Origin of the sequence: Limnospira fusiformis SAG 85.79, from assembly GCF_012516315.1 — a bacterium.
Classification (GTDB): Bacteria; Cyanobacteriota; Cyanobacteriia; order Cyanobacteriales; family Microcoleaceae; genus Limnospira; species Limnospira fusiformis.
Genome location: NZ_CP051185.1, coordinates 6,292,310 through 6,314,358 on the forward strand (window position 1 = coordinate 6,292,310; position 22,049 = coordinate 6,314,358).

The window sequence follows — 22,049 nt, forward strand, 5'->3', positions numbered from 1 at the left end:
TTATCCCAATTTACCAACTATTGTGACAAGGTTTCAAGTACCATATTAGCCAATTTTTGAGAGGCTCCAGGTTGTCCCCGGACTTGTCGCAAGCGATCGCGAATAGTTTGGAGACGGTGGGGGTTTTGCAAATATTCCAAAATGCGATCGCCAATAAATTCTGGTTGTAGCCTCCCCAAAAATTCCGGGACGATTTCGGAACCGGCCCAAATATTCGGCCAAGCCAATAATTTACCAGTACGTTGTATATACGATAGTGCTAGGCTATTAATTCCCTTAGCCAGGAAGCCACCAACACCAGGTAAATTGGCTAAAATCCCTGGGATACCATCCCACGCACGCATAGCATCAAGTTGATAACTAGGAAGCAAAACCACCATAGGTATAGCTAAAGCACCCAATTCCGCAGTATTAGCCCCCACGGTGGTGACAGCGAAACAGCAGCGGGAAAGTAGGGGATAAGCGGGGTTTTGAGTATACAGACTCACGTTTAAGCCAGTTTTGGTTTGTAGGATAAATTGATCACCTATCTGTTGGAGATCCGCCGCCACACCGGGGAAATAACTAAGGATGGGGTTATATTCAGGATTAGCCAGTTGTGCAATGGTAGAGACCTCGACCGTGGGAGCGACAGGAATGATAAATTGAGTTTGAGGGCGGCGCTGGTGGATATATTGAGCGATCGCCAAAGTCAAAGGCACACCCTGAACCAGTTTAGCCATTTTCGAGCCAGGAAGCAGAGCGATAAGTTCGGTCAGAGGTGGCTGTAGCAGCGAGTAAGGCTGGATTGGCTCCTGGGTGGGGGGGGAAACATCAGCCATCAAGTCGCCTATAACAGTGCATTTTGAGGCGTATAAGTGAGGTATACGGCTAATGGTTTCGGGTTTCATGACGGCAAATTTGTCAATCCATCGCCACCAACGGATATCCCATTCTGCGTAAACTATACTTTGATATGCCAGGCGGCGGGCAATAATCGGGGTAAAGGCTTGGTCGCCGCCCAAAAATAAGACTAAACCCTTTTCTCGCCAATCCCAATTTTGGGCAGTTTTTCCTGAGAGTAAAAATTTCCAGAAGTGTTGGGGACCCTGAATGCGGTCAATAGCTAAAAGCGATCGCCCGATTTCTACTTCGTTACCGGTAGCGTTAGGACAAGGTGATAGAATCAGGGAGGTTCTCAGATCCAGATGGCTATTTTGAGATCTAATAGCTTCTAGGACTGGTCGCACCCAGGTAGTTAGTTCTCCCGGACCGTTGGAGAGGATAAGGATATCGGCGGCTGTGGACATTGGTAGGGCGATCGCTTAGTTATCATGATTGAGTATTATCTAATTTTCCCCTAGAAACCAGGTTTCTGATAACCTCTAATAAGTGCTATGAACCGTAATACCAGTGGAAAGTCAACCGGAACACCCTAACCCCCTCAGTCACTCTTCAGACTGGCGTTGGCCATGGTGGCCCTTAGTCCCCCTCTACCCATTTAGTCAGCGTCGGACTATTCGCCGGGAAGTAGTCAGCGATCGCATTTGGACTTTTGAACAGGTCCAAGGTATTCTGTATGTGGTGGTTCCCATTCGCATGACCGTCATTCGGTTGGATATGGGGGGATTATTAGTTTATGCTCCTGTGGCTCCTACTCCTGAATGTATTAGACTGGTGAATGAGTTAGTAGCTGAATATGGAGAGGTGCGCTATATTATCCTCCCCACCACCTCCGGTCTTGAGCATAAAGTGTTTGTCGGTCCCTTTGCGCGGAAGTTTCCGAAAGCTCAGGTTTTTGTGGCTCCAGATCAATGGAGTTATCCGTTAAAATTACCCCTAAGTTGGTTAGGTTTACCCCCGAAACGTACCCATATTTTACCAGCAGATTGTTCTGAGACTCCGTTTTCCCGCGAGTTTAGTTATGCGATTTTAGGCCCGATTGATTTGGGATTAGGAACCTTTGAGGAAGTCGCCTTTTTCCATTGGCGATCGCAAACTTTATTACTGACAGATACGATAATTTCTATTCCCGAACAACCCCCAGCCATAGTGGAACTAGATGCCTATCCTCTGTTATTCCACGCGCGAGATAATGCCTTTCAAACCGTGGCAGATCACCCGACCACCCGCCAAAAAGGATGGCAGCGAATCACCCTATTTTCCCTGTATTTCCAACCAGATACATTAGAGCCAGTGCCATTCAAAGAAGCTCTCAGTGATGCTTTAAAAGCAAGCGATCGCTCTCGAAAAGCCTATTTTGGTTTATTTCCCTTCCAGTGGCGATCGGGCTGGGAAGAAGCCTTTAACACCCTCCGAAGAGACGGCAATATATTAGTGGCTCCCATTCTGCAAACCCTGATCTTGAATCGTTCGCCACAACTGACCCTCGCCTGGGCGGATCGTGTTTGCGAGTGGAATTTTAACCGGATTATTCCCTGCCATTTTGACGCACCGATAACAGCCACCCCCCCGGCTTTTCGGCAGGCTTTCAGCTTCCTAGAATCCCAGGAAGCGCCGCCAAATGGTTATTTAGGCAGTTCGAGTCATCCCCTCCCCGCCGGAGATTTTACCATCCTCCAAAATATAGATAAACGCCTAAACCAATGGGGAATTACTCCCCCACCAGCATCAGCCAAAATCCGTTAAATTTATCTAATAGCTAACCCTGATATTGGTCAAATCTCATCAGGATCTGAATGCCTAAGCATACCTATAACTCCGATATAACTCGGATGCGATCGCCACATCCCAGATTAATATATGACTGTGACATTCCCCGACCCCCAGAAACCCGGTTTCAGACTTGACTGAGTTTTGGGGAGGGTGGGGAGGGAAAAGGAGAGAACGGAACCGTATTTGTGAGTGATAAATGTGCTAAAATCAAATCATAACAGACATAAAAATGTTGGGTTACTTTTGCCCAGGTAGCATTGGTATGACATATTTTGAGGTAAGACAATGAAGGCATTTGAGGTATTGGGAAAAGTCAATCATCAGGGTCACATTTTGCTAGATGAACCTTTAGAAGTTAAACCTGATATTCGGGTCAAAGTTATCGTTTTGATATCTGATGAAGATGAATTGGATGCTGACGATACTCCGGTTGAGGAAATTCAAGCCAGTTTAATCCGAGCGTTGCAAGATGCTCAAGCCGGAAGAAGAATTCCCCTAGAACAAATGTGGGAGGGAATTGATGCCGAATAATCCTGAATTAGTGAACATTTATTTCACACCTGAATATCGTGATAACCTCAAAAAATTAGCCAAAAAATATCGAAATATTCGCTCTGATACTCAGGGGTTAATAGAGGAACTCCAAAAAGGCTCGGTGTTAGGCGATCGCCTTTCGGGTTTTGGTGATCATCTTTATGTTTACAAGGTCAGAGCTAAAAATAGTAATATCCAAAAAGGCAAAAGTGCTGGATATCGCATTATTTATTTACTGGAATCAGAAACCAGCATTTTGTTATTGACGATTTATAGTAAATCGGAGCAGGAAGATATTACTAAGGAGCAAATTAAAAGTATTTTAGATAATTTTCATCAAGCATAGTAAAGTGGGTGGGGTTCAAGAAATCGGTTTTCTTACAGCATCTATATCTGGTTCAATAAGATTTAAGCAATCAACCTATTTTCTGAGTCTCTGTGTAGTCAAGAAACAGGGTTGATAAAATCCCTTAAATTTATCTAATAGCTAACCCTGATATTGGTCAAATCTCATCAGGATCTGAATGCCTAAGAATACCTATAACTCGGATATAACTCGGATGCGATCGCCACATCCCAGATTAATATATGACTGTGACATTCCCCGACCCCCAGAAACCCGGTTTCTTTGGGGTAAAATGGGGATGGTATTCTCTACCCGGTGTGTGGCGATGGATGAAAAGCGATCGCAGTCTTATCTCTCGCGGATTCGAGAACTCCTTACCTGTGCCAATGGGATGGAGTTGTCTGGGAGGGGGGACTATCTCGGTAATGGTGGGAAACCCAAATAAAATCTCTATTGTTACCCAGGAAATCACCATGAATATTAGGCAATTGATTGATTTCGCCGACCCGGTTAATTCGTGAGGGGGAAACGTGATCAACGGGATTCAATGTGGGGGGGATAGGGTAAAATTGGGGTGCGATCGCTCTAACAATTTGAAATTCAGTCAATCCATCCCTTCAACTCGTAATGTTCCGATAAAACTTTTCCAGTCATCGACCTTTGAAACGGTAATATCTAAAATGGGGATATTAACGGTCGTAGTTACTCTGTAATAAGTGATTATGGTCGGTTCCGCTTGTCCTAAACCGTAGCGATTGGCAACCCTTCTCGCCTCTTGACAGTTAATGCTGTAGGCTCCCATTTTGATATTTCCGCCCCCCGCATAATATCGCCAAATAATTATGTCTAAAGGTCGCCTGCCGGAACTTAAACTTTGCAGACATTCATGGCGGGTAATTTCAAACATTTTGGCAATATGCACATCATAACGGCTCAACTGCCCTCCGTAAGCCGATGTTTCCCTGGGGCGGCGATCGGGAACAACAAAATCAGCGACACGGATTTCCTGTTCCGGAGAGGGAAAAAATACGATCCGGGTAATGGGAACCGCAGTAGACTGGGCGATCGCCTCTTGCAATATCCCCAAAGTTGAGCAGGTCACAGTTAAACTGACCCCTATCACTTTTTGTATGAATGCCATTATATCTATAGGTTTAACTTGAGTTGATTTGATTCTAGCCAACTCCCTATTCAGAGTCAATCCTACCCCCTCACCAAGGGAACGCCACCTCCAAGGTAGGGGATAAAATGGGGATGCGATCGCATTTTCACTGACCTGCTTATCTGTACTAATAGCTAACCCTGATGTTCGTCAAATCTCATCAGTATCTGAATGCCTAAGCATACCTATAACTCCGATATAACTCCGATGCGATCGCCACATCCCAGATTAATATATGACTGTGACATTCCCCCACCCCCAGAAAACCGGTTTTTTGGGGTATAATGGAGATGGTATACCCTACCCCGTGTGTGGCTATCGATGAAAAGCGTGTGCAGGCTTATCTCTTGCTGATTCAAAAACTCCTCGCCTGTCCGGGTGTGGAAGAACCGCAAATCCTCAAACGTCATCTGGAGTAGCTGGATAAGGGGTTTGTGCAGGTGTGCGAGTTGGTGGCGGCACAGTTGCAGGAGGTGAGACTGGAAATCTGAATTTTAACAGTTTCTCTGTTCCTCGGGGTAAACACATCAAAATATGGAATTTACTGGAATCTCTTAGATTCTTAACAGATATGGTACATTTATTTGGCTTCGACTCAAATATTCATTTTTTGATTTTCCTAAATCAGCTCGTTTATAGACCATTTTTATGGCTAAAAAATACTGTAGTATCATTATTTATAATGTTCGGGAAAATCGTATTATTTTTGGTATTATTCTCAATAGTAGTATGGCTAATAGGCTTTTTATTTAATAAGGTGAGGAAAGTTTTAGATCCGCCTCGCTTGAAAAAATTGAAGCTAAATGTTGAGCAATCGAAATTGTATGGTGGTGAGCGTGTGCCTTTGTCGGCTCAAGGGTACGATCAGTATGACGATAAGTTTCCTATTTATGAAGTCAATTGGCAGTGTTCTGAAGGATTAGGGCGAATTGAAAATAATGTTTTCATTGCCGGCTCAAGATGGGGAAAATGTACAATCACGGCATCAGTAGGAGATGTAAAGGAACAGGTGGTGGTTCAGGTTTTAGAGCCGCCTCGCTTGAAAAAATTGAAGCTAAATGTTGCTCAATCGAAATTGTATGGTGGTGAGCGTGTGCCGTTGTCGGCTCAAGGGTACGATCAGTATGACGATAAGTTTCCTATTTATGAAGTCAATTGGCAGTGTTCTGAAGGATTAGGGCGAATTGAAAATAATGTTTTCATTGCCGGCTCAAGATGGGGAAAATGTACAATCACGGCATCAGTAGGAGATGTAAAGGAACAGGTGGTGGTTCAGGTTTTAGAGCCGCCTCGCTTGGCAAAATTGAAGCTAAATGTTGCTCAATCGAAATTGTATGGTGGTGAGCGTGTGCCGTTGTCGGCTCAAGGGTACGATCAGTATGACGATAAGTTTCCTATTTATGAAGTAAATTGGCAGTGTTCTGAAGGATTAGGGCGAATTGAAAATAATGTTTTCATTGCCGGCCCAAGATGGGGAAAATGTACAATCACGGCATCAGTAGGAGATGTAAAGGAACAGGTGGTGGTTCAGGTTTTAGAGCCGCCTCGCTTGGCAAAATTGAAGCTAAATGTTGCTCAATCGAAATTGTATGGTGGTGAGCGTGTGCCTTTGTCGGCTCAAGGGTACGATCAGTATGGAAATTCAATTGCAGTTGACAATATAGAATGGTCAAGTTCATCGGGTCGCATTGTCAAAAATCAATTTGAAGCAGGAGAGCAGTCTGAAACAGTTGTGATCACGGCAAAATCTGGGAGTATTACTGATACAACTTCGCTACGAGTAACTGAGCGACCTAGGTTGGTTAAAGTGGCGATCGCCAAACCAAAATCAACAGAAATTGATTCAGGGGAAAGCTATACCTTTGAAGCCTACGGTTTAGATCAGTATGGCGATCGATATAAACTGGAGCAACTCCGCTGGTCAATTAAAGTTAATCCTCATCTCGGTTTAATCAATCAGGATGGTCACTTCCAAGCAAATAGCACAAGTTTTGGGCAGTGTACTATTCAAGCTCAAGTTGACCAGTTTGTGGCGACGCAAGAAAATGTTATTCCTCGAAGATTAACTGAGATCAAAATTCTCCCGGCTCACAGTCAGCTCCAACCCGAAGAGTATGAGTATTTTAGGGTTGAAGGTTATGATCAAAGTGGTCTTAATTTTGAATTAAGTGATGTGTCATGGAGTTGCGATCGCGGCGGGAAGATTAACCAGCAAGGTATTTTTCGCGCGGGTTACGATGCGCGTTTTGTCAAGGTAGAAGCAACGTTTGGGGAGTTGACTGATGCCATTCAAGTTGAATTATTACCCGTTTTACGGAGTTTAGAATTAAAACCTTCTTCTGTTACCTTGGCACCGGGGGCAAACAAACAATTTGAAGTGATAGGGCGCGACCAGTTTGGTGAGCGAATTGACCCGGGTTATCTAGTTTGGAATGCCGAAGTTGGGACGATTACTCAATCGGGTTTTTATCAAGCCGACCCAAGCGCTCAAGGTAAGTATTCCGTGGAGGTGGCATCGACAACTGCACCCAAGTGGACAAGAACACCAAGACATATTTTTCTCAGTATTTCAATCATCAGCAAAATTGCCTCTTTTCTTTTGAAAGTTGGGGATGGTGATATAAATCTACTCCTTGGTAATCAGGATACTGAAAAGATGTTGATGCCTGTTGATCAAGATGCCCAGGGGGAAACATCTGATTTGGCAAAGACAGAGCAGATTATTCGTGACTATGAAAGTTTTTTTTACAAGCAGTTGGCGCGATTATTTTCCACGGTGGGGCGTTTTTGTGAGGGGGAAGCTAATGCCAAGGTCAACTCAAAAGCTGTTGTTGTCATTGAAATCAACTCCCCAATTTACCCAATGGCCCGACCAGCCATTGATGAGCAATTGCCCAGCAGAGCTGTAAAAACCACGACCAACACAACCCAAGACAAAAAAGACAAACTCAAAACCCAAGACAAAAAAGACAAAGACAAAGACAAAAAATTTGAACTTCCTGATTTCAGTGAAATTCAGCGATCGGGATTTGAACTTCCTGATTTAATTGAAATTCAGCGATCGAGTTTTCGTTGGTTTTTAGAAACCGGGCTAATTGAAGAATTAGAAAGTTTCTCGCCCATCAGTGATTATACAGGGAAACTAGAACTGCATTTCTTAGCCAGAGATTACAAGCTGAAACAGCCCAAATATGACGTAGACGATGCCAAACGGCGGGATAGTACATACTCCGTGCAGATGTACGTCCCTACCCGACTAATTAACAAAGAAACCGGGGAGATTAAGGAGCAGGAAGTTTTTATCGGAGACCTGCCCTTAATGACCGAACGTGGCACGTTTATTATTAACGGAGCCGAGCGAGTTATTGTTAACCAAATTGTGCGGAGTCCGGGGGTATACTACAAATCGGAAATCGATAAAAATAAACGACGTACCTATAGCGCCTCCCTCATCCCGAACCGAGGCGCTTGGTTGAAATTTGAAACCGATAAAAATGATCTAGTTTGGGTAAGAATTGACAAAACTCGCAAACTGTCGGCTCAGATACTTCTGAAAGCCCTAGGATTGACGAATAACGAAATATTTGACGCATTGCGGCACCCAGACTACTTCCAAAAAACCATCGAAAAAGAAGGGGAATTTAGCGAAGAAGATGCCCTGATGGAGTTGTATCGAAAACTGCGACCAGGGGAACCTCCCACCATCACCGGGGGAGAACAACTTTTGCAGAATCGCTTCTTTGACCCGAAACGCTATGATTTGGGTCGGGTAGGACGGCATAAACTGAACCGGAAACTAAGGCTAAGTGTGCCAGATAGCACCAGAGTCCTAACTCCCACTGATATTCTATCGGCGATCGACTACCTGATTAACCTAGAATACGACATCGGCGAAACCGATGACATTGACCACCTGGGTAATCGTCGGGTGCGTTCAGTAGGGGAACTATTGCAAAACCAAATCCGAGTAGGTTTAAACCGTTTAGAAAGAATTATTCGGGAACGGATGACCGTTGGCGATGCCGAAACCCTAACCCCCGCCTCCCTAGTGAACCCGAAACCTTTGGTAGCAGCCATCAAAGAATTTTTCGGGTCTAGCCAACTGTCCCAATTTATGGATCAAACTAACCCCCTAGCGGAATTAACCCATAAACGGCGTTTATCTGCCCCTAGTCCCGGTGGCTTAACACGAGAACGGGCTGGCTTTGCTGTGCGTGATATTCACCCAAGCCACTATGGTCGTATCTGTCCCATCGAAACCCCAGAAGGACCGAACGCGGGTCTAATTGGCTCCCTGGCTACCCACGCCCGGGTTAACCCCTACGGCTTCATCGAAACCCCTTACTATCCCGTAGAAAATGGACGAGTGCGCCGAGATTTGTCTCCGGTGTATATGACGGCTGACGAGGAAGACGATTTACGGGTAGCACCAGGAGACATTAGCTATGACTCCGAGGGATATATCCTCGGCGACCTAGTTCCGGTGCGTTATCGTCAGGACTTCACCAAAACCAGCCCCGACCAAGTGGACTATGTAGCGGTTTCCCCGGTGCAAATTGTCTCGGTAGCTACCTCCCTAATTCCCTTCCTAGAACACGATGACGCTAACCGTGCGCTGATGGGTTCCAATATGCAGCGCCAAGCAGTTCCGCTGCTGCGTCCTGAACGTCCGTTTGTAGGAACGGGACTAGAAGCCCAGGCGGCGCGGGACTCAGGTATGGTGATTGTATCTCGTACTGATGGAGAAGTCAGTTATGTGGATGGCGCGAAAATTCGGGTGATTGACCCGGAAGGTTGGGAAATCGAATATGAACTGCAAAAATACCAACGGTCTAACCAAGATACCTGCTTAAACCAGCGCCCCTTAGTCTATGAAGGCGACCAAGTAGTGGCAGGTCAGGTGTTAGCTGATGGTTCCTCGACGGAAGGGGCAGAATTGGCTCTGGGTCATAACGTTTTAGTGGCCTATATGCCCTGGGAAGGCTACAACTATGAAGACGCAATCCTAATTAGTGAACGTCTGGTTTATGACGATGTTTATACGTCAATCCATATCGAAAAATTTGAGATTGAGGCGCGACAAACCAAACTAGGACCCGAAGAAATTACCCGCGAAATACCCAACGTCGGGGAAGACTCCCTGCGACAACTGGACGCTTCCGGGATTATTCGCATTGGCGCTTGGGTAGAGTCGGGAGATATTCTGGTAGGAAAAGTTACCCCGAAAGGAGAGTCGGACCAACCCCCAGAAGAAAAACTGCTGCGGGCTATCTTTGGAGAAAAAGCCAGGGATGTGCGGGATAACTCGCTGCGGGTTCCTAATGGTGAAAAAGGGCGGGTGGTCGATGTGCGGGTGTTTACCCGAGAACAAGGCGATGAACTGCCCCCAGGAGCTAATATGGTGGTGCGGGTCTATGTGGCACAAAAACGTAAAATTCAGGTGGGAGACAAAATGGCGGGCCGCCACGGTAATAAGGGGATTGTCTCGCGTATTCTTCCCATTGAAGATATGCCCTATCTCCCTGATGGTCGGCCAATGGATATCGTCCTGAATCCCCTGGGTGTGCCTAGTCGTATGAATGTAGGTCAAATCTTTGAGTGTTTGATGGGATGGGCGGGAGAAAACCTGAAACGGCGGTTTAAGGTGATCCCGTTTGATGAAATGTTTGGTCAAGAAATGTCCCGTGAGACAGTCCACAGTAAACTTAAAGAAGCCCGCGAAAAACTCAAAAAGGATTGGTTATTTAGTGAGGAATACCCAGGCAAAACTATTGTTTATGACGGCCGCACGGGAGAAGCCTTTGACCAACCGGTAACGGTGGGTATCGCTTATATCCTCAAGTTGGTTCACTTGGTGGATGATAAGATTCACGCCCGGTCTACTGGTCCATATTCTTTGGTGACTCAACAGCCGTTGGGTGGAAAGGCACAACAGGGCGGTCAGCGGTTCGGAGAAATGGAGGTGTGGGCATTGGAAGCGTTTGGGGCAGCTTATACTTTGCAAGAGTTGCTAACGGTTAAGTCTGATGATATGGCAGGCCGTAATGAAGCTCTAAATGCGATCGTTAAAGGCAAAGCTATCCCTCGACCAGGTACGCCAGAATCGTTTAAAGTGCTGATGCGGGAGTTGCAATCTTTGTGTTTGGATATTGCAGTCCATAAGGTGGAAACTAACAAAAAGGATGGTGCTAGTAAAGATGTGGAGGTGGACTTGATGGCTGATGAGCCTCACCGGGTCAGACCACCTTCTAAGCCTACATACGATTTGAGCGTCATTGATGACGACGACGAGCAGGGTAGCTGGTTGTAGGTCAATTTATCTGCTGGGGCGGGTTCATACAAGCACCTGCCCCTCTCCGCGCACCGGCGACGATGGAACGGTTTTTTGTGTTAGCATTCAATGCAATGGATGGGTTGTTCTGTGAGCGCATTTTGGGACGGGCTAAGGACTGGGAATGTCACGGTGGTAAATATAAACGAGTCCGACATCGGGGGATTGTTTGCGAACGTTGCGGGGTAGAAGTTACAGAATCGCGGGTGCGACGACATCCCATGGGCTTTATTAAGCTGGCGGTTCCTTGACCAGGAGAGTTCGAGAAGATAAGGAGGGGAACATGATTTCCCAATATGTGCGGACAACGGCTGGTCGAATTATCTTCAATAAAACTGTGCTAGATGCTCTAGTTTAACAATACAAGGCGGCTTGGGGAGAGATTTACTCAGTAGATAATATCCGAAAACCCGCCGATGCCTGAAAATTTTAACTTTGACTGTGAACTGCTCCCTGGTCAGATAATCGAGGTGATAATGTGCATCCTTTTACTATTGCTGTCTTGCTCAGTATGCTGGATGGGGTGCGGTAAAAAAAGGCGATCGCCTTAAAGCCAGAAACCGCCTTTCTGTCAACATCTGTGTTTCTGTGGCAAAAATTTGGTCAAGAAACCCGGTTTTTGCGGTGCGGGGATGGGGTAAAATGGGGATGGTATTCTCTACCCGGTGTGTGGCTATGGATGAAAAGCGATCGCAGTCTTATCTCTCGCTGATTCAAGAACGCCTCAACGTTCAGGGCAGGGACTAAAATACTAGGGTGTGTAGGAACACTCAGTCGTCAGTAGAAACTGAGACTCTAAACTTGCCCACCAATCCTTGACTGGAGATAGATGTCTGGTATGCGTATTTACCTAGACACAAGCGTTTTAAATCGTCCCTTTGACGATCAATCACAGGTCTAAATATTTTTAGAAACCCAGGCGTTTCTTCTAATTCTAACCCTGATTGAAAGTCAGAAAATTGCTCTGGTCAGTTCCAGTGTTTTAGACTATGAAAATAGTCGTAACTCTCGTCTTGACCGTGCCAATGCTGTCAAGATCTGGCTTAGTTTGTCCAAGACCTATCAGAAACTGACACCTGAGATTCGCCTTCGAGCAAAAGCACTGGAAGAGATGGGTGTTAAGTCTTTAGATGCTTTACACATTGCCAGCGCGGAAGCGTCTGGGAGTGATTATTTTCTCACCTGCGATAAACGTCTGATTAATCGCTGCCAAGCCCTAGATTTACCAGTTATGAATCCCACCTATTTTATCACGGAGGTTGATTATGAAGGTTAATTTACCAACAGAACAACAAGTTATCGAAGAGGCGCTAAAAATTCTATCCGCCCACATGGAACCTGTCAAATTTGCTAGATTTGTTGTGGCTTGTCAACTGGGGGCAGGCGATTATTTGTTGAGTAAAGATGACACCTTTGCGGATGAAACAGTGGATAGTTTATATGATAAAATTCGGGATTTTGAGCAGAAAAAAACTTGAGTTAGCCTTTACAAATGGGTGTTAACTATCCAGTTTCTGGGACAAGTTTTGTGAAAGATGAGTCGGTGGAAGCAACCCGGTTTCTGGATTGTGGTGTAAAATGGGGATGGTATTCTCTACCCCCTGTGTGGCGATGGATGAACCATGAGTGCAGTCTTATCTCTCGCGGATTCAAGAACTCCTTACCTTTGCCAAGCGGCTGCTGGGGAATGAATGTCTTTTGAAATGATGAGGTGATGGTAGATGCAAGCAATTAACATACAAATTCCCATAGAATTAATTGAGCAAGGTGAGACGGCAGTTTTAGAACAAATTGCCATGCAGCTTTACGAAAATAAGGTGTTTACCTTTAGTCAAGCCCGTCGGTTGTTGAATTATTCCGTGTGGGAGTTTCAAAAACTGTTGGGAGAAAATCATGTTGTTCGGCAATACGACCAAGATGATTTAGCAGAGGATATCGAAGCGATTAAATCAGGATTGTGGGATGGTTAAAGTCATTTGCAATGCTACGCCTTTGATTAATTTTGCAAGTATTAATCACTTAGATATATTAAAATACCTGTTTGCCGAGATAGTCATTCCCCAAGCGGTTTACTCGGAAACCGTTGAATCAGGATTTCCTAACTCGGAAACCATTGTTAATGGAATTGAAGCGGCTTGGCTTAAAGTTAAGTCGGTGCAGGAGATGCCAGAATCCATCCCTTTAGAATTAGATGCTGGGGAAAGGGAGGTGATTGCTTTAGCACTGAGCGAACAAACAACCAGGGTTGTATTGGATGAAAAAAGAGCTAGAAAAGTGGCTCAATCTTTAAAATTGAATGTGATTGGCACGTTAGGGATTTTGATGTTAGCCAAACAAAACCAGATTATCCCCAAGGTGAGACCCCTATTGGATGCAATGATGACAGAAGCCCAATACTGGGTTAATGAATCTCTGTATGACAATGTTTTGCAAGCTGTTTCTGAGGATGAAATCGAGTAGGGTGGGCGACTCTCCCGATTACTCTCGGTGGGGGAAAAGAAACCCGGCTTCTAGCAGCATCTGGTGTTTCTTCACAAAAATTCAACAAAGAAACCCGGTTTCTCAGTCGCAGGGATGGGGTAAAATCGGGATGGTATCCCCTACCCCGTGTGTGGCGATGGATGAACATAGAGTGCAGTCTTATCTCTCCCTGATTCAAGAACTCCTTACCTGTGCCAATGGGATGGAGTTGTCTGGGAGGGGGGACTATCTCCGTCATGGTGGGAAACCCAAATAAAATCTCTATTGTTACCCAGGAAATCACCATGAATATTAGGCAATTGATTGATTTCGCTGGGTTAATTTATGAGGAAAAATAGTCATGAAAGGAATTAAATTTGTGGTGAATGAAGCCGGAGAAAAACAGGCGGTATTAATTGATTTGGCTGAGTGGGGTGAGTTATGGGAAGATTTCTATGATGTGTTGGTGGCTCATGCTCGTGAGCAGGAGGAGGAGGTGTCTTGGGAGGAGTTAAAACAAGACATCCAGGCAGAAGCGAATCGCAAATGAAGGGTATGCTGTCCGGTTTAAGAAGTCGGCGGCTGGGGTGGTTCGGATTGTGCGCGTGAGGCATCGTCGGGATGTCTATCGGAGTTGATTTAAGGATGCCGATTAGTCTCCAGTCACAAGGGGATGGCAGGCGGGAAAAGAAACCGGGTTTCTAGCAGCATCTGGTGTTTCTTCACAAATATTTAAGAAAAAAATTGGGTTTCTCAGTCGCGGGGATGGTGTAAAATGGGGGTGCTATCCTGAGCTATTGCGTTGCAATTGATGATTAATGATTGAGGGAAAACGTTGTTGTGAGGATTATTGCTCGCAGTACATTACGAGAGTTTTGGCAGTTGCACGCCGATGCTGAACAACCATTAAAGGCTTGGTTTCAGGATGTCCGTAGCATGAACTGGACAAGCCCAGCAGATATTAAAGCGATTTATGGTAATGCCAGTATTCTTCCTAATAATCGGGTGGTTTTTAATATAAAAGGAAACAATTACCGGATAATTGTTCATGTTCGTTATGATTTGGGGATTGTCTTTATTCGCTTTATTGGTACTCATAAGGACTATGATAATATTGATGCAACCACGATTTAAAGAGGTGAAACCCATGAAATTAAAACCCATTAAAACTGAGGCGGATTATCGTGAAGCTTTAGCAGAGGTTGAACGGTTATTTGATGCGCCTATAAATACGGATGATGGGGATAGGCTTGAGGTTCTGACAGCCCTGATTGAAGTCTATGAAGAACAACATCATCCCATTGAGTTACCATCACCTTATGAGGCTATTTTATACTATCTGGAAAGTCGCCAGCCACCTGTTTTAAGTTTTATTGATGGATTGAAGCGGCGCGGGGTAAGTGAGCAGGTGATTCAAGAGGCTTTAAATGAATCGATAATGGAGAATTGAGGAAAAGGAGCAAATTTAAGGGCTAGTCTGCGGGGAAAAGCCACGGGTCTTCTATAGGGTGGGATTGGTTGCAGGGAATACAAAATTGTAGAGGCGAAAAATTTTTCGCCCCTACCGCAACGGGTGTAATCTGCTATCAATTTTACTTATCATCTTGAACCCAGAACACCCTTGATTACTTAGATTAGGGCAAAGAAACCGGGTTTCTAGTAGCATCTCTGTTCTTTAACAAAGGTTTAGGAAAGAAACCCGGTTTCTGGGTGGTTTATGGGAGGTTTGTGAGTCTCGGTGGGGGAAAAGAAACCGGGTTTCTAGCAGTATCTCTGTTTATTCACAAAAATTTAACAAAGAAACCCGGTTTCTCAGTGGCGGGGATGGGGTAAAATGGTGATGGTATTCTCTACCCCATGTGTGGCTATGGATGAAAAGCGATCGCAGTCTTATCTCTCGCGGATTCGAGAACTCCTTACCTAGATACTTGGCGGATGATGCGGTTAAGCTACCATCGATCAGCTTTGGGAGAGCGGTTAATCATTGTTCTCGATCAACCTTTTGGGCTAGGGATGAATATTGTGTAATGAAACATCAAAATTTATCGGAAATTATCGAGTTAATTAAAAGTTGGTTTGGGGTACATTATGGCGATCGCGTGAGTCAAATTGTCTTATATGGTTCTCAGGCGAGAGGGGAAGCCAAACCTGATTCTGATATTGATATATTGATTGTTCTGAGGCAGGGTTTTGATTATGCTCAAGAAATTGAGAGGACGAGTGAGTTTATTCAGGAATTATCTTTAAGGTATGATACGGTTATTTCCCGTGCTTTTATTTCGGATTTTCGGTTTAATCATGAAAAAAGTCCTTTTTTACTGAATGTTCATCGAGAGGGAATTGATTTATCAAGGATGAACAGCGGTTATTGTGGGAGAAGGCGCGGCGGAGTTTAGTGGGGGCAAGTTTATTGTTAGAAAATAACCTGTCTGAACTGTCAATGTCTCGTGCCTATTATGCGATGTTTTATGTGGCTTGTGCATTTTGGCTCCGTAAGGATTTAAGTTTTTCGAGCCATTCTGCTGTCATCAGTGCTTTTGGTCGGGAATTTGCCAAGGATAATCAAAGGTTTCGAGAATTTCACAGATATTTGATTGATGCCCAGGATTTGCGAAACCGTAGTGATTATGATTTAGATGTTGGCATTGGTGCATCTGAGGTGAGGGTACAGATTCAAATAGCTGAAAGTTTCATGGATTTTTTTGAGAATTATCAGGAGGGTTAAAGGGCAAGAAACTGGGTTTTTGAGATAATTTAGGGGTAAAATGAGAGAATGAGCGCAACCAGGTTTCTCCGTTAGGGGGGGAGAAGTGAGGGATGCAAGAAACCCTGTTTCAAGATGGTAAGGAAAAATTTAACAAAGAAACCGGATTTCTCAGTGGCGGGGATGGGGTAAAATGGGGGTAATATCCTGAAATGCACCATGCTAACCACGGAAGAGGTAAAATCAAGATTATGAGTCTAGTGATTTCCGCAGACATTGTTAAGGCTAGTGGACTTTCTGAACAAGAGTTAATTATCGAGTTGGTATTATTGCTGTTTCAGCAGGAAAAAATCAGCTTGGGTAAGGCAGCCGAGTTACTGAATATCTCGCAGGTTAGATTCCAACAGATTCTCTCAGAGAGGGGCATTAATATTCATTACGATGTCGAGGAATTGCAGGAGGATATCCAGCATTTAACGGCTAAGGGATGGCTATGATTGTTGTGAGTGATACTTCTCCGTTAAGTGGGTTGGCATTGGAAGTGAAAGCAGAAGAATGATTGATTAATGAACGGTTAGGACGAAGGGAAGCAATCAATTTGGGGTTGTCGATTACCGGATTATTAGGAATTTTGCTAGTAGCAAAGCGTCGGGGTTTGATTCCTCAGATTAGACCGATTATGGATAGTTTAATCTGGGAGGCTAATTTTCGGATTGGCTCAAATTTATATAGAGAGGTTTTAGCGGCTGCTGGGGAATGATAAAGTGATAAAATTCTGCGTTTGGGGTGGGGGAAAAGAAAACGGGTTTCTAGCCAAGTCTCTGTTCTTTTACAAATATTTTCTAAAGAAACCCGGTTTATGGGAGGTCTCTGGGAGGTTTGTGAGTCTCGGTGGAGGGTGGTATGAGATGAACTAAGAAAGTATTTTTACTTCATATTGCTCAAACATACCATCTTCTGATACCAAGGTTAAACCTTCAGATTTGGCTTGGGAAATCAATAATCGGTCGAACGGATCTCGATGATGGAAGGGTAACGTTTGTAATATCAATAAGTGCGAAAGCTGAATGGGGAGAATTTGAATACCGCTGGGAAGGATAAAATTGATTACAATTTGTTCTAGTGGGATTGCCAGTTCGAGTTTACCGAGGCTGGTTTTAATGGTTATTTCCCAGAGGCTAACAATACTTAGGTGCAAAGTGTTGCTTTCATCCTCGATCGCTTCCCTTGCGGTTTGGCTAAGATTTGGGTTGCCTTCTATCAGCCAAATCAAGATATGTGTATCTAGTAATAATTTCATTACATATACTCAGCAAAATCATCAAGGGGGGCGTCAAAGTCTTCGGCAATCTTGATTTTGCCCTGCATACAACCAAATAAATTTTTACGGCTGATTTTTGGATCTACAAATAGGTTTGGCTGTTGTTGCCACTGGGTAATTAAGTAGGAGACGAGTTGCAACTGCTCTTGGCGATCGAGTTGGGTGACTTCTGCTAAGACTTTTTCTAGGAGGGGACTCATCATTTACCTCAACTTGGGTATTTCTTTGATTATACTATTTTGGGAGGGGAAAGGGGAAAAGTCTGGGAAAAGAAACCGGATTTCTCGCCAAGTATCTGTTTCTTAACAAATATTTAACAAGGAAACCCGGTTTTTCAGTTATGGGGATGGGGTAAAATGGAGATACTATCCTGAAGCTGTTGCATCATGGTAACCACCGAAACTGAAATCTTAGCGATTCTGCGTAACCTCCCCCAACCCGCCCTGGAAGAAGCTAAACTATTCTTAGACTTTTTAGCTTGGCGGTATCAAAACACCTCACCCAAAGGAGCAACGTTAATCGCAAATCTGCGGGGAAAAGCCACAGGGGATATGACTACTGATGAGATTCTGAATTTAACGCGGGGTGAAGAATGACGGATTTCCTCGTAGATAGTAATGTGATTCTGGATGTATTAACTGAAGATTCCCATTGGTTTGACTGGTCAGCCGCGCAACTAGCTGATTGCGCTGAAACTGGAACACTGCATATCAACCCTATTATTTATGCAGAAGTATCCATTGGTTTTAAAGATGTAACGGAAGTGGAATCGGTATTATCTTATAGCTTTTTTCAGAGAGACGGATTACCTTATGAGGCGGCATTTTTAGCGGGTCAAGCCTTTTGGCAATATCGTCGCCGAGGTGGAGTGAGGCGATCGCCTTTACCGGATTTCTATATCGGCGCTCATGGGCTTGTGTGTGGGTACACCCTGCTAACTCGTGATACCACCCGTTATCAAACTTATTTCCCTGAACTTCTCCTCATCAGTCCCTAAGTTAAGCGGTGTTCTGAGACTGGGTTGAGGGGAAAGAAACCGGGTTTCTAGCAGCATCTCTGGTTCTTAACAAAAATTTAACAAAGAAACCCGGTTTCTCAGTCGCGGGGATGGTGTAAAATCGGGATGGTATCCCCTACCCGGTGTGTGGCTATGGATGAACAGCGATTCCAGGCTTATTTCTCCCTGATTCAACAACTCCTCGACTGTCCGAGTGGGGAGGAATTGCAAATCCTCGACGATCATCTGGAGTTGCTGGATGAGGGATTTGTGCGAGTGTGCGAGGTGCTGGCGGAACGGTTACAGGAGGAGGGGGAGGAAAGTACGGCGGCGTTTTTACGGGATGTGGTTCAAGAGGTGGAGGAATATCTCAATTCAGATGAAGATGGCGATGAATTTATGGAAATCCGAAGTTCCCCCACGCCGGAAGACTATTTCAAGTTTTTAATAGAAGTATTGCAAGCTACTCAAGATAGTCATGGCAATCCCACGGTGGTTTATCCGGTGCTTCAACATAACCTCGATAAATTGAATGAAAATTTGTATGATATTTTGCCAATTTTGGCGAGTCAAATTTTGAAAAAACATAACAACAATCAATTGATTAAATTTGCCGCAATAATTGGTGAATTTGCTAATTTAATTCAGCAGTTTCCATTGGGAAGTCGAGCGGATAATCTGGAAATTGGAATTATAAGCTATGAAATCAGCTTAACTGTTTTCACACAAGAAAGACACGAAAAAATATGGGCAAAACTTCAAAACAATCTAGGGACTGCCTACTCAGACCGCATTAAAGGAGAGCGGGCGAACAATCTTGAGCAGGCTATTGTTGCCTATAAAGAGGCATTAGCAGTCCATACTCGTGAATCATTTCCAAAAGATTGGGCATTGACTCAAAATAACTTGGGTAATTCCTATAGAGAACGGATCAGAGGAGAGCGAATAGACAACTTAGAACAGGCTATTATTGCTTATAATGCGGCATTAGAAATACTTACCCGCGAAGACTATTCAACCGATTGGGCGACGACCCAAAATAATCTGGGGCTTGCCTATAGAAACCGCATAAAAGGAGAACAATCAGATAACTTAGAATATGCTATTGCCGCTTTTCAATCTGCTTTAGATGTTTATGACTTTACTTCTTTTCCTGAAGATTGGGCAATGACTCAAAATAACTTGGGTACGGCCTACTATTACCGGATTAAAGGAGAGCGCGTGGACAACTTAGAATATGCTATTGCCGCCTTTCAATCTGCTTTAAAAATTTATACCTGTACTACCTTTCCTGAAAAATGGGCAATTGCTAAAATTGGTTTGGGTGCAGCATACTCAGACCGCATTAAAGGAGAGCGTGCGAATAATCTTGAGCAGGCTATTATTGCCTATAAAGAGGCATTAAAAGTCCATACCCGTGAAGCCTTTCCTTACGAATGGGCATTGATTCAAAATAACTTGGGGCTTGCTTACAGTAACTTAATGGGCGAAGATCAAGCGGACAGCTTAGAACAGGCAATTGCTTTCTATACATCGGCATTAGTAGTTCGTACTCGTATCTCTTTTCCTTACGAATGGGCACAGACTCAAAATAATTTAGGCAACGCCTATTGTGACCGCATTAAGGGAACAACTGTGGGTAATATAGAACAGGCAATAGCTGCTTTTGAATCTGCATTAGACATCTATAACCAGAATGCATTTCCCTATGAATGGGCAACGACTCAAAATAACTTGGCCAATGCCTATGTGGAAATAGATAAAGTCGAAGCTGCTACGATCTGTTACAGAGCCGCCTTACAAATCTATACTCCTTCTTCCTTCCCCATCAACTGCCTCGGAACCGGAAGCAACCTCGGCAACCTCGGCTACGACCTCCAAAACTGGGAAATCGCCATCGAAGGCTACAACCAAGCCATCCTAGCCATCGAACAAAGCCGCTACTGGGCCACCTCCGAAGCCACCAAACGGGAACTCATCGCCAACTCCCTCGATATCTATCAAAAAATGGTGCAAGCCTGCATCAACCACCAAGACTACGCCCAAGCCTTGCTCACTGTCGAACGCAGTAAATCCCGCACCCTGATCGAACTCCTCGACAGCGCCCACCTCTACCCCAAAAACGCCACCGACGCACAAAAACAACGCATCAGCGACTTGCGCCGTCAAATCGCCATCTACCAACAACAACTCGCCTACCCCTCCAGCAACACCCCCACCACCGAGAAGCACCCCAACCAACCCTCACCGGAAACCCTCATCCGCCAACAACTCCAAGCCGCTAACCAGCAATTCCAAGACTTGCTCACGGAACTCGACGACCCCAACTTTACCCTCACCCAACAAGTCCCCCCGCAACTCCCCGACTTGCGCCGCCTCCTCCCCCCTCAAACCGCCCTCATCGAGTGGTATCTCCCCACCGAAGCCGACTCCGGGTTTTACGCCTTCCTCGTCACCCGCGAAAACGACCAAATCCAGATTACCCCCCACCCCTTCAACGCCACAGACCGCCAACACCTCGACGAAGCCATCAGCGACTACCGCAGCGACTACGGACAACCCTCCTGGAATCAGCAACTCCCCCAACGCCTGGAAACCCTCAGCGCCGCCTTGCAACTCCCCCGCCTTCTGGGTGACTTATCCCAGATTAAACAGCTTATCCTGATTCCCCACCGGGAACTGCACCTCATCCCCCTCCACGCGCTCCCCGTCCCCTCTTCTCCCCTCTCCCGCGCTGGGAGAGGGGCTGGGGGTGAGGGCAAACCCCTACAAGACGGGTTCCCCGTGCAATATGCCCCCAGTTGTCAAATTCTCAACACCCTCCAGCAGCGTCCCCCCCTCAACCGGGAAACCGTCCCCTTTTTCGCGATTCAAAACCCGACGGAAGACCTGAACTATGCCGAGTGGGAGGTGGAACTATTATTGCGCCAATTCAGCCCCCATCAAGTCTTGCGTCGCCACAAAGCTACCCAGGAGAATTTAAGCCAACCCCAGACCCAAACCTTCCTGGAACAGAGTCACGCGGTCCACTTTGGCTGTCACGGGGAATTTGACGAAAACAACCCCCTCAACGCCTATCTGAGACTGGCAAATCAGGAAAAGCTGACCTTTCTGGATATTTTCAACCGTCTTAATATTCCCCTCTGTCGCCTGCTGGTGCTGTCGGCTTGCAAAACTGGCTTGGTGGAAACTTCCCACACTGATGATTATGTGGGATTATCCAGTGCGTTTTTCTACGCCGGAGCGCGAACGGTGGTCGCCAGTCTCTGGAATGTGGATGAACTGGCGGCGACTCTGGTGACGCTGCGCCTCTATCAAATTTTACCGGATTATCCCTCGGTGACAGTGGCTTTGCAAGCGGCTCAAACTTGGTTGCGGGGGGTATCTTGTGATGATATTCTCGACTGGCTAAAACATGAGCAGAAGGCGACCCCGGAGGAAGTGGAAGAAGTGGAAGACCGTTTGATTTTATTTGATGACCCCCCGTTTGCGGAGGCTTGTTATTGGTCTGCGTTTACGGCAACGGGTTTATAATGGGG

26 protein-coding genes are annotated in these 22,049 nt (G+C 45.2%); 22 read left to right on the top strand and 4 right to left on the bottom strand.

What is annotated here, in order from left to right; genetic code table 11:
* Nucleotides 1–17: 17 nt before the first annotated feature.
* Nucleotides 18–1,289 carry a glycosyltransferase family protein gene (locus HFV01_RS29490; protein ID WP_006622856.1) on the bottom strand — a complete coding sequence of 424 codons (1,272 nt, stop codon included), beginning with the start codon at nucleotides 1,287–1,289 and terminating at the stop codon, nucleotides 18–20.
* Nucleotides 1,290–1,392: 103 nt separating this feature from the next.
* Between HFV01_RS29490 and HFV01_RS29495 the strand changes: the two genes are divergently transcribed.
* The 4 genes from HFV01_RS29495 to HFV01_RS29510 all read left to right on the top strand — a co-directional run bounded on the left by HFV01_RS29495 (nucleotide 1,393) and on the right by HFV01_RS29510 (nucleotide 3,980).
* Nucleotides 1,393–2,628, top strand: coding sequence for a DUF4336 domain-containing protein (locus tag HFV01_RS29495; protein ID WP_193520686.1), 1,236 nt, complete (start codon nucleotides 1,393–1,395; stop codon nucleotides 2,626–2,628).
* Between the two features lie 312 nt (nucleotides 2,629–2,940).
* Nucleotides 2,941–3,186 carry a type II toxin-antitoxin system RelN family antitoxin gene (locus HFV01_RS29500; RefSeq protein WP_006622858.1) on the top strand — a complete coding sequence of 82 codons (246 nt, stop codon included), beginning with the start codon at nucleotides 2,941–2,943 and terminating at the stop codon, nucleotides 3,184–3,186.
* The gene (locus tag HFV01_RS29505) at nucleotides 3,176–3,535 is read left to right on the top strand and encodes a type II toxin-antitoxin system RelE family toxin (protein WP_006622859.1); all 360 of its coding nucleotides are present in this window, start codon (nucleotides 3,176–3,178) and stop codon (nucleotides 3,533–3,535) included. The genes HFV01_RS29500 and HFV01_RS29505 overlap by 11 nt, the downstream gene beginning before the upstream one ends.
* Nucleotides 3,536–3,713: 178 nt before the next feature.
* The gene (locus HFV01_RS29510) at nucleotides 3,714–3,980 is read left to right on the top strand and encodes a hypothetical protein (protein WP_193521349.1); all 267 of its coding nucleotides are present in this window, start codon (nucleotides 3,714–3,716) and stop codon (nucleotides 3,978–3,980) included.
* A gap of 159 nt (nucleotides 3,981–4,139) precedes the next feature.
* Here the strand turns inward: HFV01_RS29510 and HFV01_RS29515 are convergent, their stop codons facing one another.
* Nucleotides 4,140–4,637 carry a hypothetical protein gene (locus HFV01_RS29515; RefSeq protein WP_193520687.1) on the bottom strand — a complete coding sequence of 166 codons (498 nt, stop codon included), beginning with the start codon at nucleotides 4,635–4,637 and terminating at the stop codon, nucleotides 4,140–4,142.
* 350 nt (nucleotides 4,638–4,987) lie between these two features.
* Here HFV01_RS29515 and HFV01_RS31555 point away from each other — a divergent pair, with 350 nt between their 5' ends.
* The 15 genes from HFV01_RS31555 to HFV01_RS29585 all read left to right on the top strand — a co-directional run bounded on the left by HFV01_RS31555 (nucleotide 4,988) and on the right by HFV01_RS29585 (nucleotide 16,952).
* Nucleotides 4,988–5,116, top strand: a complete 129-nt coding sequence (locus HFV01_RS31555) for a hypothetical protein (RefSeq protein ID WP_280949152.1) — start codon at nucleotides 4,988–4,990, stop codon at nucleotides 5,114–5,116.
* 2,594 nt (nucleotides 5,117–7,710) lie between these two features.
* The gene (gene rpoB / locus HFV01_RS29520; RefSeq protein ID WP_193521327.1) at nucleotides 7,711–11,007 is read left to right on the top strand and encodes a DNA-directed RNA polymerase subunit beta; all 3,297 of its coding nucleotides are present in this window, start codon (nucleotides 7,711–7,713) and stop codon (nucleotides 11,005–11,007) included.
* Between the two features lie 77 nt (nucleotides 11,008–11,084).
* Complete coding sequence (locus tag HFV01_RS29525; protein WP_193521350.1) at nucleotides 11,085–11,279, top strand: hypothetical protein; 195 nt, start codon at nucleotides 11,085–11,087, stop codon at nucleotides 11,277–11,279.
* 337 nt (nucleotides 11,280–11,616) lie between these two features.
* Entirely contained in the window at nucleotides 11,617–11,775 is a 159-nt protein-coding gene (locus HFV01_RS29530) for a hypothetical protein (protein ID WP_160162578.1), read from the top strand.
* A gap of 217 nt (nucleotides 11,776–11,992) precedes the next feature.
* Complete coding sequence (locus tag HFV01_RS29535; protein WP_318286314.1) at nucleotides 11,993–12,304, top strand: PIN domain-containing protein; 312 nt, start codon at nucleotides 11,993–11,995, stop codon at nucleotides 12,302–12,304.
* Nucleotides 12,294–12,506 carry a hypothetical protein gene (locus tag HFV01_RS29540; RefSeq protein ID WP_193520688.1) on the top strand — a complete coding sequence of 71 codons (213 nt, stop codon included), beginning with the start codon at nucleotides 12,294–12,296 and terminating at the stop codon, nucleotides 12,504–12,506. The genes HFV01_RS29535 and HFV01_RS29540 overlap by 11 nt, the downstream gene beginning before the upstream one ends.
* Nucleotides 12,507–12,749: 243 nt before the next feature.
* On the top strand, nucleotides 12,750–12,998 hold the full coding sequence (locus HFV01_RS29545) for a UPF0175 family protein (protein ID WP_193520689.1): 249 nt from the start codon (nucleotides 12,750–12,752) through the stop codon (nucleotides 12,996–12,998).
* Entirely contained in the window at nucleotides 12,991–13,488 is a 498-nt protein-coding gene (locus tag HFV01_RS29550; RefSeq protein WP_193520690.1) for a PIN domain-containing protein, read from the top strand. The genes HFV01_RS29545 and HFV01_RS29550 overlap by 8 nt, the downstream gene beginning before the upstream one ends.
* A gap of 361 nt (nucleotides 13,489–13,849) precedes the next feature.
* The gene (locus HFV01_RS29555; protein WP_193520691.1) at nucleotides 13,850–14,038 is read left to right on the top strand and encodes a hypothetical protein; all 189 of its coding nucleotides are present in this window, start codon (nucleotides 13,850–13,852) and stop codon (nucleotides 14,036–14,038) included.
* Between the two features lie 290 nt (nucleotides 14,039–14,328).
* Nucleotides 14,329–14,622, top strand: a complete 294-nt coding sequence (locus HFV01_RS29560) for a type II toxin-antitoxin system HigB family toxin (RefSeq protein WP_006622881.1) — start codon at nucleotides 14,329–14,331, stop codon at nucleotides 14,620–14,622.
* Nucleotides 14,623–14,635: 13 nt separating this feature from the next.
* A complete protein-coding gene (locus HFV01_RS29565) occupies nucleotides 14,636–14,938 on the top strand; it encodes a helix-turn-helix domain-containing protein (RefSeq protein WP_193520692.1) in 303 nt (100 codons plus the stop codon).
* Nucleotides 14,939–15,515: 577 nt separating this feature from the next.
* On the top strand, nucleotides 15,516–15,884 hold the full coding sequence (locus HFV01_RS29570) for a nucleotidyltransferase domain-containing protein (RefSeq protein WP_035760019.1): 369 nt from the start codon (nucleotides 15,516–15,518) through the stop codon (nucleotides 15,882–15,884).
* Nucleotides 15,884–16,213, top strand: coding sequence for a HEPN domain-containing protein (locus HFV01_RS29575; RefSeq protein ID WP_318286062.1), 330 nt, complete (start codon nucleotides 15,884–15,886; stop codon nucleotides 16,211–16,213). Before HFV01_RS29570 ends, HFV01_RS29575 begins: the two co-directional genes overlap by 1 nt.
* A gap of 191 nt (nucleotides 16,214–16,404) precedes the next feature.
* Nucleotides 16,405–16,689: a UPF0175 family protein gene (locus HFV01_RS29580; RefSeq protein WP_081587669.1), complete on the top strand. Its 285-nt coding sequence runs from the start codon at nucleotides 16,405–16,407 to the stop codon at nucleotides 16,687–16,689.
* A 62-nt stretch (nucleotides 16,690–16,751) separates the two neighbouring features.
* A complete protein-coding gene (locus HFV01_RS29585; protein ID WP_318286063.1) occupies nucleotides 16,752–16,952 on the top strand; it encodes a PIN domain-containing protein in 201 nt (66 codons plus the stop codon).
* 153 nt (nucleotides 16,953–17,105) lie between these two features.
* Here HFV01_RS29585 and HFV01_RS29590 read toward each other — a convergent pair whose 3' ends face one another.
* Both HFV01_RS29590 and HFV01_RS29595 read right to left on the bottom strand, forming a co-directional pair.
* Complete coding sequence (locus HFV01_RS29590; protein ID WP_193520694.1) at nucleotides 17,106–17,492, bottom strand: type II toxin-antitoxin system VapC family toxin; 387 nt, start codon at nucleotides 17,490–17,492, stop codon at nucleotides 17,106–17,108.
* The gene (locus tag HFV01_RS29595) at nucleotides 17,492–17,716 is read right to left on the bottom strand and encodes a DUF2281 domain-containing protein (RefSeq protein ID WP_318286064.1); all 225 of its coding nucleotides are present in this window, start codon (nucleotides 17,714–17,716) and stop codon (nucleotides 17,492–17,494) included. The genes HFV01_RS29590 and HFV01_RS29595 overlap by 1 nt, the downstream gene beginning before the upstream one ends.
* Nucleotides 17,717–17,899: 183 nt before the next feature.
* On the opposite strand from HFV01_RS29595, the gene HFV01_RS29600 reads away from it, so the two are divergent.
* From HFV01_RS29600 to HFV01_RS29610, 3 genes are all read left to right on the top strand, one after another.
* Nucleotides 17,900–18,109, top strand: coding sequence for a transcriptional regulator (locus HFV01_RS29600; protein ID WP_193520695.1), 210 nt, complete (start codon nucleotides 17,900–17,902; stop codon nucleotides 18,107–18,109).
* The gene (locus HFV01_RS29605) at nucleotides 18,106–18,510 is read left to right on the top strand and encodes a type II toxin-antitoxin system VapC family toxin (RefSeq protein WP_193520696.1); all 405 of its coding nucleotides are present in this window, start codon (nucleotides 18,106–18,108) and stop codon (nucleotides 18,508–18,510) included. Before HFV01_RS29600 ends, HFV01_RS29605 begins: the two co-directional genes overlap by 4 nt.
* A 126-nt stretch (nucleotides 18,511–18,636) precedes the next feature.
* Nucleotides 18,637–22,044 (top strand): CHAT domain-containing protein, encoded by a 3,408-nt coding sequence (locus HFV01_RS29610; RefSeq protein ID WP_193520697.1) that lies wholly within the window; start codon nucleotides 18,637–18,639, stop codon nucleotides 22,042–22,044.
* Nucleotides 22,045–22,049 lie beyond the last annotated feature (5 nt).

Excerpts from the sequence above, each read along its gene's own strand:
- HFV01_RS29605 (WP_193520696.1), top strand. The coding sequence starts at position 18,106 with ATGACGGATTTCCTCGTAGATAGTAATGTGATTCTGGATGTATTAACT.
- HFV01_RS29505 (WP_006622859.1), top strand. The coding sequence starts at position 3,176 with ATGCCGAATAATCCTGAATTAGTGAACATTTATTTCACACCTGAATAT.
- HFV01_RS29580 (WP_081587669.1), top strand. The coding sequence starts at position 16,405 with ATGCACCATGCTAACCACGGAAGAGGTAAAATCAAGATTATGAGTCTA.
- HFV01_RS29540 (WP_193520688.1), top strand. The coding sequence starts at position 12,294 with ATGAAGGTTAATTTACCAACAGAACAACAAGTTATCGAAGAGGCGCTA.
- HFV01_RS29555 (WP_193520691.1), top strand. The coding sequence starts at position 13,850 with ATGAAAGGAATTAAATTTGTGGTGAATGAAGCCGGAGAAAAACAGGCG.
- HFV01_RS29590 (WP_193520694.1), bottom strand. The coding sequence starts at position 17,492 with ATGAAATTATTACTAGATACACATATCTTGATTTGGCTGATAGAAGGC.
- HFV01_RS29565 (WP_193520692.1), top strand. The coding sequence starts at position 14,636 with ATGAAATTAAAACCCATTAAAACTGAGGCGGATTATCGTGAAGCTTTA.
- HFV01_RS29550 (WP_193520690.1), top strand. The coding sequence starts at position 12,991 with ATGGTTAAAGTCATTTGCAATGCTACGCCTTTGATTAATTTTGCAAGT.
- HFV01_RS29500 (WP_006622858.1), top strand. The coding sequence starts at position 2,941 with ATGAAGGCATTTGAGGTATTGGGAAAAGTCAATCATCAGGGTCACATT.
- HFV01_RS29570 (WP_035760019.1), top strand. The coding sequence starts at position 15,516 with ATGAAACATCAAAATTTATCGGAAATTATCGAGTTAATTAAAAGTTGG.
- HFV01_RS29490 (WP_006622856.1), bottom strand. The coding sequence starts at position 1,289 with ATGTCCACAGCCGCCGATATCCTTATCCTCTCCAACGGTCCGGGAGAA.
- HFV01_RS29600 (WP_193520695.1), top strand. The coding sequence starts at position 17,900 with ATGGTAACCACCGAAACTGAAATCTTAGCGATTCTGCGTAACCTCCCC.
- HFV01_RS29545 (WP_193520689.1), top strand. The coding sequence starts at position 12,750 with ATGCAAGCAATTAACATACAAATTCCCATAGAATTAATTGAGCAAGGT.
- HFV01_RS31555 (WP_280949152.1), top strand. The coding sequence starts at position 4,988 with ATGGTATACCCTACCCCGTGTGTGGCTATCGATGAAAAGCGTGTGCAG.
- HFV01_RS29510 (WP_193521349.1), top strand. The coding sequence starts at position 3,714 with ATGCCTAAGAATACCTATAACTCGGATATAACTCGGATGCGATCGCCA.
- HFV01_RS29595 (WP_318286064.1), bottom strand. The coding sequence starts at position 17,716 with ATGATGAGTCCCCTCCTAGAAAAAGTCTTAGCAGAAGTCACCCAACTC.
- HFV01_RS29610 (WP_193520697.1), top strand. The coding sequence starts at position 18,637 with ATGGTATCCCCTACCCGGTGTGTGGCTATGGATGAACAGCGATTCCAG.